10 protein-coding genes are annotated in these 12,332 nt (G+C 55.4%); 5 read left to right on the plus strand and 5 right to left on the minus strand.

Annotation, left to right across the window (positions count from 1 at the left end):
- Positions 1 to 446: 446 nt before the first annotated feature.
- The 5 genes from AC27IT_RS00090 to AC27IT_RS00110 form a co-directional block, all read right to left on the minus strand.
- A complete protein-coding gene (locus AC27IT_RS00090; protein ID WP_122953505.1) occupies positions 447 to 1,001 on the minus strand; it encodes a GNAT family N-acetyltransferase in 555 nt (184 codons plus the stop codon).
- Between the two features lie 52 nt (positions 1,002 to 1,053).
- Positions 1,054 to 1,329: a hypothetical protein gene (locus tag AC27IT_RS00095; protein ID WP_241752751.1), complete on the minus strand. Its 276-nt coding sequence runs from the start codon at positions 1,327 to 1,329 to the stop codon at positions 1,054 to 1,056.
- 374 nt (positions 1,330 to 1,703) lie between these two features.
- Positions 1,704 to 3,032: a GntP family permease gene (locus tag AC27IT_RS00100; RefSeq protein WP_005831180.1), complete on the minus strand. Its 1,329-nt coding sequence runs from the start codon at positions 3,030 to 3,032 to the stop codon at positions 1,704 to 1,706.
- A gap of 23 nt (positions 3,033 to 3,055) precedes the next feature.
- Positions 3,056 to 4,597 carry a gluconokinase gene (gene gntK / locus AC27IT_RS00105; protein ID WP_007786511.1) on the minus strand — a complete coding sequence of 514 codons (1,542 nt, stop codon included), beginning with the start codon at positions 4,595 to 4,597 and terminating at the stop codon, positions 3,056 to 3,058.
- Between the two features lie 229 nt (positions 4,598 to 4,826).
- Positions 4,827 to 5,696, minus strand: coding sequence for a MurR/RpiR family transcriptional regulator (locus tag AC27IT_RS00110; protein ID WP_327953967.1), 870 nt, complete (start codon positions 5,694 to 5,696; stop codon positions 4,827 to 4,829).
- 227 nt (positions 5,697 to 5,923) lie between these two features.
- On the opposite strand from AC27IT_RS00110, the gene gnd reads away from it, so the two are divergent.
- The 5 genes from gnd to AC27IT_RS00135 all read left to right on the plus strand — a co-directional run bounded on the left by gnd (position 5,924) and on the right by AC27IT_RS00135 (position 12,296).
- Positions 5,924 to 6,820: a phosphogluconate dehydrogenase (NAD(+)-dependent, decarboxylating) gene (gene gnd, locus AC27IT_RS00115; RefSeq protein WP_005831865.1), complete on the plus strand. Its 897-nt coding sequence runs from the start codon at positions 5,924 to 5,926 to the stop codon at positions 6,818 to 6,820.
- Positions 6,821 to 6,990: 170 nt separating this feature from the next.
- Complete coding sequence (locus tag AC27IT_RS00120) at positions 6,991 to 7,134, plus strand: AraC family transcriptional regulator (RefSeq protein WP_007786507.1); 144 nt, start codon at positions 6,991 to 6,993, stop codon at positions 7,132 to 7,134.
- Entirely contained in the window at positions 7,131 to 8,153 is a 1,023-nt protein-coding gene (locus tag AC27IT_RS00125) for an MFS transporter (RefSeq protein ID WP_429778035.1), read from the plus strand. Before AC27IT_RS00120 ends, AC27IT_RS00125 begins: the two co-directional genes overlap by 4 nt.
- A 288-nt stretch (positions 8,154 to 8,441) precedes the next feature.
- Positions 8,442 to 9,707 carry a class I SAM-dependent methyltransferase gene (locus tag AC27IT_RS00130; protein WP_026557162.1) on the plus strand — a complete coding sequence of 422 codons (1,266 nt, stop codon included), beginning with the start codon at positions 8,442 to 8,444 and terminating at the stop codon, positions 9,705 to 9,707.
- Positions 9,708 to 9,710: 3 nt separating this feature from the next.
- On the plus strand, positions 9,711 to 12,296 hold the full coding sequence (locus AC27IT_RS00135) for a metallophosphoesterase (RefSeq protein WP_431809103.1): 2,586 nt from the start codon (positions 9,711 to 9,713) through the stop codon (positions 12,294 to 12,296).
- Positions 12,297 to 12,332: the final 36 nt, after the last annotated feature.

Genomic DNA, 12,332 nt, shown 5'->3' on the forward strand with positions numbered 1-12,332 from the left:
GTTTTTTGTCCTGTCTTTTCTTTCCACCTCCGACCATCCCCCTTGGCCCCTGACGAGGAAAGAGACGAAATCCGCGAAAGCTCTTTGGGCTCCCAACCGAGGCTCCGGGAAAAAAGCGAAACACGCTTTTAGCGTCCAACTCTGAGAAGCTCCCTGAATCAACCACTTTTGGACGCGGTTTCGCTTTTTTCCCGGAGCCGGGCAGTGATACCCCCAGCAGGGAGCCCAAGAAGCTACAGCGATTTCGTCTCTTTCCTCGCCACACCAAAAGTTCCGATGAAGGAGTTTTTAAAAAACAATAAACCCCAAGCCCCATCTGACTCATCCTGCCACGAACACCGCATTTCTTCTTTCACTTTCAAAAAAATGCTATTCAGCAGCTTGGCAGACGAAAAAGGCTCATTCCCCTCGGAGCGCCGAGGGAAAACCAGCCTTTTTCTGTCAGTTCAATTGCCAGACGGTTCTGTCCACTCATCCCGCAGCAGGGAGAAGATCAGCAAGTCCACAAACTGACCGTTCGACTTTTCATACTGGCGCAGCAAGCCTTCTTCCACGAAGCGCAATTTGCTTAGCACACGGATCGAGCCGCGATTGTCAGGCTCGACCTTGGCCTCCACCCGGTTTAGCCCAAGCTCTGAAAAGCCGTAGCCGATGACGGCGCGGACGGCTTCCGTGGCGTAGCCTTTTCCCCAGTAGGGAGAGCCGAGATCGTAGCCAATTTCTGTCCGGCCGTGCTCGAAATCAAACGAATTGAAGCCACAGGAGCCGACCATCTCTCCCGACTCCTGCAAGACGATCGACCAGCGGATTGCCTGATCCTCCGCACACAGCTTGTTGATGAGAAAAATCATGTCCTCCGCCTGCTTGATGCGGGTCATGGACTCGATGTTCATATGCTTCGATACGTTTGGATCAGACCAGAAGGAAAACAAGGCGGGAGCGTCAGCAGGCTGCATCGGCCGCAGCAGCAAGCGCTCCGTGGTGATGGTGTTGATCTGCATAAACGAAGCCTCCAGGTAACTCAAGTTTGCTTGCACCTGATTTGTCTGTAGCCTACGACAACAAGGAAAAGGGAGCGTTGCCCAGCCAATAAAAATCCAGGCTGGTCAACAGGATGCCCCATAGCATGAGGGCAGAACCAATCGCGAGCGCCAAACAAGTGAGCAGCTTCCACATTCCATAAACCGAGCGTTTTCGCAAGCTGATCCGGCTCCATAACACCATCCACAGCCCGACGAATGTCTCGACGTGCTGCAAGACAGGGGAGGCGACCAGCACGAGCAAACCAGTGAGCGAGCCTAACAACAACAGCTTTGCAGTGTGAGTCATTTTCGAGTCCTTTCCCGTTTTCTCTCGCATGGAAGACGCAAACCCTTTTTGCAATCAGGCTCTTGTTCGCAAAAAAGGCTGCTATAGATATAGCTTGAAACGGATTGGCAAAGTAACGATAGTCCTTTATGGAAGAACGCTTGTTGCCGTGAATGCATGCCAACATCGCATGGGGACGATGCCGATCGACTCACAGGCTTTTCGGAACACAACACTCTTTACGAAAAGAGCATACAATAAAGCAGGCCGAATGGAAAGGATATACAGATTTTTATCAATCATCAAACGAGATGGCTGTCTGTTCAAAAAAAGGACATCCCGCCCACGCATGGTGGATGGAATGTCCTGTTCTTTTGCCAATCGGTGCAAGCCGGTTAGATCACCAGGCTAAGCCCCATGATTAAAATGATCGCGACGACTGACAAAATCGTCTCCATCACGGTCCACGATTTCAGTGTATCTTGCACCGTCATGTTGAAGTATTCCTTAATCAGCCAGAAGCCGGAGTCGTTTACGTGCGACAGGATCAGGGAGCCTGCGCCTGTTGCCAGTACCAACAGCTCAGGGCTTGTCCCCGGCACTTGCAGGGCGATTGGACCGACGATGCCGGCTGCGGTCATCATGGAGACGGTCGCAGAGCCGGTCGCGACGCGAATCAACGCTGCGATCAGCCAGCCGAGGAAAATCGGGGAGATCGCGGACGCTTTGGCCAGCTCGGCGATGTAGTCGCCAACGCCACTGTTCAACAGCACTTTGTTGAACGCGCCGCCCGCACCGATCACGAGCAGGATGGTTGCCGTAGGAGCGAGGCAGTCGTTCGTAAATTTGAGAATGTCGTCTTTGGAAAAGCCGCGGTTGTAGCCGAGCGTCCAGAACGAAATGATAACAGCGATCAACAGCGAAGTGATCGGGCTGCCGATGAAGTCAGCCCATTGGCGCAGCATGTCTTCCTTCGGCAAGGTCACGTCTGCAACCGTTGCCATCAGCATCAACAGAACAGGCAGGAGAACGGTAAAGACCGTAATGCCGAAGCCCGGCAGTTCGCGCTCGTCCTTTGGCTCTGCCAATTGCGAAGCGAGATCAGGCGAGATGCTCGTTTTGACGCGTTTGCCAATCCAACTGCCGTAGAGCGGTCCGGCAATGATCGCGGAAGGCAGCGCGACGATGATCGAGAGCAGGATCGTTTTGCCGACATCGGCCTGGAACAGATCAACGGCCGCCATCGCCGCTGGGTGCGGCGGCACAATGCCGTGTACGATGGACAAGCCTGCGACGAGCGGAATCCCGATTTTCAACAGCGAGACGCCTGTCTGTCTGGCGATTGTGAAGACGAGCGGAATCAACAGAACAAAACCTACCTGGAAAAAGACCGGAATCCCGACGATAAAGGCGACGAACATCATTGCCCAGTGTACATTTTTTTCGCCAAACAGGTTAATCAGCGTGCGGGCGATGCGTTCGGCTCCGCCTGATTCTGCCATCATTTTTCCGAGCATGGTGCCCAGCGCAAGGACGATGGCGATGAATCCGAGCGTTCCGCCCATCCCGTCCTTGATCGAGTCGACGACCTTGACGAGCGGCATGCCGGACGCGATTCCGACAAATCCGGCGGCGAGCAGCAGGGCGACAAACGGATTCACCTTGAAACGCGTAATGAGAATGAGGAGGAAAATAATGGATAGTAACGTAATGAGAAGTGGCATGAAAGACCCTCCTTATGGTGTCTCTAGTTGGTCAACTGCTTTTGGAACTTGGCGATCAGCTTGTATTCCTCAAGCAAGTTGTAGTAGACGCGTTCGTAAATGTAAAACAGCTCCAGATACATGCTGGATCGCTCCAAATCCGGCTCGTGCCGGTGGGAGATGTGAATCATCTTTTTCACATCGCGCAAGTCGTCGAGGGCGCCGAGCGCGTGCATCGCCAGCAGGGCAGCGCCGAAGCTGGAGCTTTCATGGCTCTCGGGAATGAGCACCTCGTAGCCGAACATGTCAGACATGATCTGCCGCCATTCTTTGGAGCGGGCAAAGCCGCCCGATGCGCGAATTTCCTTGGCTCCGCCTGCCAGGTCGCGAAGCGCGATGCCAATGCTGTAGACGCTGAACAAAATGCCTTCGAGCACGGCGCGGATGAAATGCTCGCGCTTGTGATGCAGCCCGATGCCGAAAAAAGAGCCGCGCGCCTGCGAATTCCAGTACGGAGCGCGTTCCCCGGACAGGAAGGGGAGGAAGAGCAGCCCGTCTGCGCCAGCGCGTACGTTCTCTGCTGCCTGGATCATGACGTCGTACGGGTCGACGCCAAGCTGCTTTGCTTTTTCCACTTCCGGCCAACTGAACTCGTCGCGGAACCAGCGCAGCATGATGCCGCCGTTGTTGGATGGCCCGCCGATGACCCAATGCTTTTCCGTCAGCACGTAGCAGAAGGTGCGGCCTTTCGGATCGGTGATCGGCTCGGGAACGACGGTTCTGACGGCACCGCTTGTCCCGATCGTGATCGCGACCTGGCCGTTTTCAATCGCTCCGATGCCGAGATTGGCCAACACGCCGTCACTGGCCCCGACGACAAACGGCGTATCGGGGTCAAGCCCGATTTCTTCCGCATAACGCAGCTTCATTCCCCGCAGGATATGGGTAGTAGGCACAGGCTCGCTCAAGTGCTGCTTGGTGATGCCAGCGACGGTGAGCGCCTGCTCGTCCCAGTCCAGCTTGCGCAAGTTGAACAGCCCGGTGGCGGAAGCGATCGAGTAGTCCACGACGTACTGCCCGAACAGCCGATAAATCACGTATTCCTTGATGGAAATGTACTTGGCTGTCTTCGTAAACGTCTCCGGCATTTGCTCCTTGAGCCACATCATTTTCGGCAGGGGAGACATCGGATGGATTGGCGTGCCAGTGGCGAGGTAAATCTGGTGGCCGACGCCGTCTTCCTTGAGCCGCTCCGCCTGCGCCGCGCTTCGGTTATCCGCCCAGATGATGCTGTTCGTCAGCGGATTTCCGTGCGCATCGACGGCAATCAGGCTGTGCATCGCAGTAGAGAAGCCGATCCCGCCGATTTCATGCTTTTCGATGTCCGCCTGTTCAATCGCTTGCTTCAGCGCCTGAATGACAGCGGCGAAAATCGTTTCCGGGTCCTGCTCCGCCCAGGAGGCTTTCGGAACGAGCAGAGGGTAGTCGATGTTGCCCGTCCCTCTGACGGCACCGGAAGGCGTGAAGACGATCGCCTTCGTGCTGGTTGTCCCGATATCAAGACCGATAAAGTAGGTTTGCTTCATGTCTGTTCACCCTTTTTGGATACGCTTTCAACCGAGTGGCTTGGTGATAACGCGATTATAGCGAAATTTTTTTCATTTGTTAATATAAAAGAAAAAAATTATTTCAAATTTATCTGCACACCTGTAGTATTGCCAAAAAAAGCCGGAGGGTGGACAGAAAATCCGGCTCAGCACCATGGTGGCCTTTTTCCCGCTTTTTTAGCAGAGGGGCAAAAGAAAAACGCCTGATTTACAGGCGTTTGAGCGAGATCGCTTCGCGGATATGCTGAATGTTGGCAATGGTGTCGTCCTGCCGGCGCAGCGATACCGCCACGTACAGCAAATCGATCAGGCAGAGCTGGGCGAGCCGGGAAGACAAGGCTTCTGTGCGAAAAACGGTTTCTCTGGAAGTGGTGTACAGGCACATGTCGGCCTGCCTGACGAGCGGGGATTTGCCGTAGCTCGTGATCCCGATCGTTTTCGCCCCGCGCTGTTTTGCCACTTGCAGGGCGGCCAAAATATCTTTGTTGGAGCCGGAGTGGGAAAAGCCGACCGCGACGGCGCCCTCAGACAAGAGCGAGGCCGACATCACCTGGTAGTGGGCGTCGGAATGGTGAATACAGGGGATGCCTGTCCGCATGAACTTGTGGTAGGCGTCTTGGGCGATCGCCGCCGAGCCGCCAGTGCCGTAAAATTCGATCCGGGTAGCATGCTCCAGACAGTCGACAATTTTTAAAAGCTCTTCTTTGTTCATAATTTGCAAGGTATCGCGCAACGTTTCCAGGTTGGCGGTGAAAATTTTTTCCGCGATCGAGCCGATGTCGTCGTCATCGAGGTTGATCTCCTGGTAGATCGATTGTTTCGGGTTCGTCACTTCGCTGGCAAGCGCGATTTTGAACGCCTGGTAGCCGCGAAAGCCGAGCCTGCGGCACAGGCGGAACACGGTCGCGTCCGCACATTGGCACTGGTCAGCCAGCTCGGTAATGGACAGATGAACAATTTTGCTGGCGTGTTGCAAAATGTAGTCGGCGATTTGCTGCTCCTTGCCGCTCAGTTGCGTGTAGATGGCGCGCAACTGCGCAAGCACGCTCGCCGGAACGTGTTGTGTCGTTTCAGCCATGAATCGGTACCTCCCAAAAAGTGGCGCTGTGCCGTCTATGTAGCGAAAGCTTGTCTGTGTCCAAGCGCAATCGGGCAAGCGAAAACGTTTGCTTTCTGTTAGTATAAGGAAAATGGCTGTCCAATTCCTAGTTTCGAAAAAATTTTCTTCTTTTATGATGAAAGATGAAAATTTTTATCATATAATACGAGATAACGGAGATTACCCCAAAGGAGTGACGTACGCGAATGAAACTTGCGATACTCGGTTTAGGCAAAATGGGTTACAACCTGACGCTCAACCTGCTGTCCCACCAGCATGAGGTAGTGGCTTACGATGTAGACAACAGCCGTGCAGAGGAGCTCGGCCGCGAAGGAGCGATTCCGGCTGCTTCCGTGGAGGATGCGGTGGCGAAGCTGGAAGCGCCGCGCGTCATCTGGCTGATGGTTCCGGCGGGCGAGATCGTGGATCAACTGGTCGACCAGCTTTCCACCATGCTCGCGCCAGGGGACATCGTGATCGACGGCGGCAACTCGCACTACAAGCAGTCGGTTGAGCGCTACGAGCGGTTGAAAGCAAAAGGCATTCACTTCCTCGACGCGGGGACGAGCGGCGGCATGGAAGGCGCTCGCCACGGGGCATGTATGATGATCGGCGGGGATCGCGAGGCATTCGCTCATATCGAACCGATGATTCGCGACATCAATGTGGACAAGGGCTACCTGTACACAGGCGAAGCGGGCAGCGGTCACTTTTTGAAAATGATTCACAACGGCATCGAGTACGGCATGATGCAGGCAATCGGCGAAGGCTTCGAGGTGCTGGCGAAAAGCCAGTACGATTACGACTTCGCGGAAGTGGCGCGCGTGTGGGCGAACGGCTCTGTCATCCGCGGCTGGCTGATGGATTTGACCGAGCGCGCTTTCCGCAAAGACGCGAAGCTGGACGATATTCGCGGCGTCATGCACTCGTCCGGGGAAGGCAAATGGACGCTGGAAACCGCCCTGGATTTGCAAGCGGCCACTCCGGTTATCGCGATGTCGCTGCTCATGCGCTACCGCTCGCTTGACGAAGACACGTTCCATGGCAAAGTCGTAGCCGCGCTGCGCAACGAGTTTGGCGGCCACGCGGTGGAAAAAAAATAACCCGATGCTCGACAAAAAGGATGACGGCAAAGCCGCTCTCTACAAAGGAGAGGCTTTGAGGCTCATCCTTTTTTTGCGCGGCTTTCTTGTCGCTTCCGTGGAGCTCTGATACAATGCCGTCATATTGATTGAAAATGATTATCATGCGCAACATTCGGGAGTGAACGCGATTGTTTCATACACAAGTTTTGCAGCAGGTCATGGCGTACATGGAAGCGCACTACCGCGAGGAGATTAACCGCGAGATGCTGGCGCGAATGGCAGGGATGAGCGTCTGGCACTTTTCCCGGGTTTTAAGCAGCAGTTCGGGATGAGTCCCTCCGATTATTTGAGCCAGATTCGCATCAACCGGGCCAAGGAGCAGCTTTTGACGTCGCGCGCTCCCGTCAAGGAAATCGCCGCGCAGGTCGGGTTTGCCGATGAATTTTACTTCAGCCGCAAGTTCAAGAAAACGGTCGGCACGGCGCCGTCCGCGTTTTTGGGCAGCAAAAAGTCGCACATGGCGATCATGAACCTTCCGTATGTGGGGCATTTATTGGCATTGGGCGTTGTGCCGAGTATCGGGGTGTACGACCAAAACCGGGACCGGCATCGCCGCGAGCTGCTAGGGGCCAGGTTGCACTACCCGCTCAAGCGGACGAAGCGCTTTGAAGCGCAACTCGCCGACTACAATTTGCAGGCGCTGCGCGAGTCGCGGCCGGAGCTGATCGTCTGCAGCGATTACGACAGCGAGGCGTACGGGCTTTCCACCATGCAAAAAATGGGGCCGACCGTGGTCATTCCGTGGATCTACGTAATGGCCGAGGTCGGCCTGGCGACCTGGCTGCCGACGTACTTGGTGCAGGTGAGAGGGCTTGCCTTGACGGAAGGAGCCTTTTACTTGTCCGGGTTTTATCTCGTCTTCACGATAGGGCGGTTGACGGCGCACAGGTGGATCGGGCGGATCGGCCAGGAGAAGGCGGTGCTGCTGTGCTCGCTTTCCGCCATTGTGGCGCTTTCGCTCGCCATCGCGGGGAGCAGCGGCACGCTCGGCTTTTTCATCGCCTCTGGCATCAGCTTCGCGGCGATTTTTCCGACGATTGCCGCCATCGCCTGCCAGCTCTATCCCGCGCACACGGGCAAAGTTCTCGGATTTTTGTTCACGGCCTCCGGCATCGGCTCCCTGCTCGCGAACGCAGCGATCGGGGCGGCCGCCAGCCAGTACGGCATGGGCTTCGGCTTTTCCCTGATCCTGATTTTTCTCGCCCTCGTCGTCTGCATGGGCAGCGTGATGAATGGGAATAAAAAGAAGCACCAGCCATTTCCAGTCGAGCCGTCTCTGGAAAACGAGTGAGCTGCGCCGGGCAACTGCACAACCGCACAGCCGCGCAACCGCAAAACTGCACAATCGCACAACGGCGCAATCGCGCAACGGCGCAATCGCGCAACTGCACAACTGCACAACTGCACAACTGCACAACCGCGCAACCGCGCAACCACGTCAGGCAATCGAACCTTTTCTACCGAGAAGGTTCTTTTTTTGCCCGAAAAATCCGGTTCGTAATACTTCTGCCCTGTTCATTCCAGGTGAAATGGCAGAAGATGGTCCTACAGCAGCTTGGGAGGAAGGAGAGAAACGAAAATGGCCATCGTCCAATTGCGCTCGGAGAACCCGGCCTTCTCGTACCTTATCAGGAAAAATCCGGCGTCCGGACTGACGCTCCGGTCGGTTCGCAAAGGCATCGCCTACGGCTGGTATTCGGAAGCCTCCGTCTACCACGTTTATTTTAAAGACGCCGACAACGAAGTATCGTACAAACAGTTTGCAGAGGAGCGGTTTGAATACCTCAACGTGTCCCGTTACAACACGCCTTTGTTTCCGCTCAACGCGATCAATGAATTTTTTTCAACGCCGATGAAAACGCGTGACGAGCGCGACGTCGAAGGGTACACGCACACGTTTTTCATCAACATGATCCACATCGAGCTGGTGCGCTACATCGAGTTTTTCCAGAAGCACGTCCCAGACTTTTCGTTCGACATCCGGCATCACGCCCATAAAAGCTACGCCTTGACCATCCGCACGCAAAAAAGCTTGTACGACCTGCTGCATGTGGCGAGCGTGCTCTGTTTGTTTCTCGCTACGTTTGGCAAGGAGCATCTCGACATTTCCGAGAGCATTCTCGACAAATACATCAAGAGCATCAACGCGATGGATGCCCCGTTTTACATTCGCAGCCTGTTCGCGCGCCAGTTTCTGAATCGGCGGGAGCATTTTCGCAAGTACAAGTCGCAGCTTGAACAGACAGAGCGGTACGCGATTCAGCTCGAATATGGCAGCACCGGATTGCAGCGGAGAAACTTCATCGCATCAAAGCTTTCTTTTGCCCGGCCGATTCTCGACGTCGGCTGCGGCGAAGGGTTTTACGCCTTGCCGTTTGCCGCGAAGCTGGCGCATTGCTACTACGCCGTGGACATCGACGAAGAGCGGCTGGCGCTGGTCAACCGCAAAGCGGCGGCGAAAGAGGTCGACAATATCGTCCTGTTTCCGTCTGTCGATGCCTTTTTGCACGACTACAACGGCGAGCAGGTCGAGATCGTTTTGACCGAAGTGATCGAGCATATGAGCCAGGACGAGGCGCGGGCGCTCATTTTGCAGTTGTGCCGACAAGTCGATTTCGAGCGCTTCATCATCACGACACCGAATGCAGACTTTAACCCGTACTACGAACTGGCCGGGTTTCGCCACGACGATCATCAATGGGAAATGGGCCAGGCCGTTTTTCAGTCGTGGATGCACGAACTTGTGCAGGAAGCCGCCGTCCAGGCGGAGTTCGTCGCGATTGGCGATCGGGTGAACGGCCTGCCGACTACCCAAGGGGTCATTCTCAGGAAAAGGGGGACGTAACTGATGCGCATTTCCACACAACTGCACACGATCTTCATGCTCGTCGGCCCGACCGAATGCGGAAAAACGACCTTTGCCACAGAAGTGCTGATTCCGCAGCTTCGCATCGAGGACGCGGCCAGACAGCTCAAGGCGAATGTGGCGTACATTTCCTCGGACGACTTGCGGCAGGAGCTGCTCGGGCATGCGTACGACAAATACGATCAGGTCATGCTGGAGGCGAGCGAGCAGGCTTTTTCGCTCCTGTTTGAAAAGCTGCGCCTCGTCACATCGTTCCCGCTCAACGCGCCGTTTGTCGTGGTCGACACGACGGGCCTCGCCGAAGACTTCCGGGCCCGTGTCTGCGAAATCGCCCGCGAAAACCATTACAACCTGGAGGTCATCGTATTCGACTACCGCAAGCGCGAGGACTACTACGCCTCCGAACGGTCGAAAAAGCTGATTACGAGCCACATTCTCCGGCTGAAAAAGGAAGTGTTGCGCGCCTTGTCCAAAGAAGGGTACGCGAACATTCACCGCATCCGCGCCAAAGATTTTTACGAGCCGGCGGAGGCAAAAGCCAACGAAGCGTACCAGGTCGTGATCGAAAACAAAGCCGATTATTTGGCGACGATTCTTATCCCCGACACTCGCTACATCATCATCGGCGACGTGCATGAATGTGTGCACGAACTAAAACGGTTGCTGGCCGCCCACGGGTACCAGCTCGACAACAACCGGCTTGTGGTCACAGACAAGGTGCGCAATACCAAAGTCATTCTCGCGGGCGACTGGATCGACAAAGGCAAGCAGACCCGCGAGATCATCGAGTTTCTGTACGACAACCAGGAGCATTTTTTGCTGGTGCGGGGCAATCACGAACATTTTGTCTACCACTTTTTGCAAGGAAAAATCAAAGGAGTCGAGCCAGAGCTGCTCGCTACGTATTTCGATTCGATCGCTGTCTTGCGCGACGATTTGCTGCTGCAACAAAAGTTCAACCATTTGTGCGCGGTTTCCCGGCCTTTTTACCGTTGCATCGCGCTTGCGAATCCGTCCTACTACGTCACCCATGCCCCGTGCCAAAACAAATACATCGGAAAGCTCGATGCCGTTTCCGTGCGCCAGCAGCGAAACTTCCGGCTCGATCGATCCACTTCTGTCGAAGAGCAGCTCGGCTTTTTGCGCGAGGAAGCGGTCGGCAACCATCCGTATCACTTGTTCGGCCACATCGCGGCCAAACAGGCTTTTCGCCTGAAAAACAAGCTGCACCTCGACACCGGATGCGTACAGGGCAACGCGCTGACCTCTGTTGTGATGGGGCACAAGCCTTTGTACAAGACAGAGCGCTCTGTCCATGCGGCGCTTGTGGAGGAGTTGCCGAGCTTGTTCCAGGAACAACGGCACGTCTCGCTGCAAGACCTGGCAGAAGAAGAGCTGCGCCGCTTGCACTACTGCCTGCACAACAAGATCAACTTTATTTCCGGGACGATGCCGCCAGCGGACAAAGACGAAGCGGCAGGCGAGCTGGAGTCGCTTTGGGCGGGCTTGCGCTATTTTGCGGAGCGCGGAGCCAGGCAGGTCGTGCTGCAACCGAAATACATGGGCTCCCGCTGCAATCTGTACCTCCATCGCGAACTGGCACATTGCTTCGCCGTCAGCCGCAACGGCTACAAGATCACGCAGGTTGACTTGACGCCGATTTACGCAAAGCTTTTGGACAAATTCGGTCCGTACATGGAAGAGCAGCAGGTAAAAATGCTGCTGCTGGACGGAGAGCTGCTCCCGTGGCGGGCGATTGGCGAGGGATTGATTGAAAAGCAGTTCAAACCGATTGAAAAAGCGCTGCACAGCGAGCTGTCCTACTTGCAGGAACACGGATTTGAGCAGGCGCTCCGCAAGCTCGTGGACGAATACGAGGCCAGCGGCTTTGAGCAGGACCAGTTCCATCTTGCCAAAAGCGCTTTGACCGAGAAGTACGGCTCCACCCTCTACCAAAACTACAAGCACGTTCGCGAAATCAAAGAAACGCTCGTTCCCATCGAGCAGCAGATGGCTGCGTATGCTACGTATGAACAGCAGCTCGCGCTGTACGGCGAGCCAGGCGAGCTGGAATACAAGCCGTTTGCCGTGCTGAAGCTCGTCTACGAAACGGGGGAGGAACAGTTGCCGGATTGGCGAACGTCGGAGATGTATCGGTTTGTCAGCGAGGATGACTGCCTCGTAGTCGATCTGGACGAGGCGGATGCGTATGAACAAGCCGCGCGCTTTTTCGCGAAAACGACGCTGGAGCAACAGATGGAAGGAATCGTCATCAAGCCGGAAGTGCCAAACGAAAAGACGGTTCCGGCGATGAAGGTGCGCAACTCCGACTACTTGTCGATCATTTACGGCTACGATTACCGTTTTCCGCACAAGTACCGCAAGCTGATGAAGCAAAAAAACATCGGCCAAAAGCTGCGGACGGCGATGAAGGAGCACGAATTGGGCAAAAGCATGCTGCTCGTCAAGTTCGCGGACATTTCGCCCGCGCACGAGGCGTATCAGCAAACGGTCGCGACGATGCTGTTCGAGGTCGCACAGGAAAAAGAGATCGACCCTCGGTTGTAGGGATTTTTTCATACGGGGGGATCGAGCTTCCAGAGG

Source organism: Brevibacillus sp. YAE8 (genome assembly GCF_057543335.1).

Bases quoted from the DNA above. Each gene is read 5' to 3' on its own strand.
- AC27IT_RS00090 (WP_122953505.1), bottom strand. From the start codon at position 1,001: ATGCAGATCAACACCATCACCACGGAGCGCTTGCTGCTGCGGCCGATG.
- AC27IT_RS00095 (WP_241752751.1), bottom strand. From the start codon at position 1,329: ATGACTCACACTGCAAAGCTGTTGTTGTTAGGCTCGCTCACTGGTTTG.
- AC27IT_RS00100 (WP_005831180.1), bottom strand. From the start codon at position 3,032: ATGCCACTTCTCATTACGTTACTATCCATTATTTTCCTCCTCATTCTC.
- gntK (WP_007786511.1), bottom strand. From the start codon at position 4,597: ATGAAGCAAACCTACTTTATCGGTCTTGATATCGGGACAACCAGCACG.
- AC27IT_RS00110 (WP_327953967.1), bottom strand. From the start codon at position 5,696: ATGGCTGAAACGACACAACACGTTCCGGCGAGCGTGCTTGCGCAGTTG.
- gnd (WP_005831865.1), top strand. From the start codon at position 5,924: ATGAAACTTGCGATACTCGGTTTAGGCAAAATGGGTTACAACCTGACG.
- AC27IT_RS00125 (WP_429778035.1), top strand. From the start codon at position 7,131: ATGAGTCCCTCCGATTATTTGAGCCAGATTCGCATCAACCGGGCCAAG.
- AC27IT_RS00130 (WP_026557162.1), top strand. From the start codon at position 8,442: ATGGCCATCGTCCAATTGCGCTCGGAGAACCCGGCCTTCTCGTACCTT.
- AC27IT_RS00135 (WP_431809103.1), top strand. From the start codon at position 9,711: ATGCGCATTTCCACACAACTGCACACGATCTTCATGCTCGTCGGCCCG.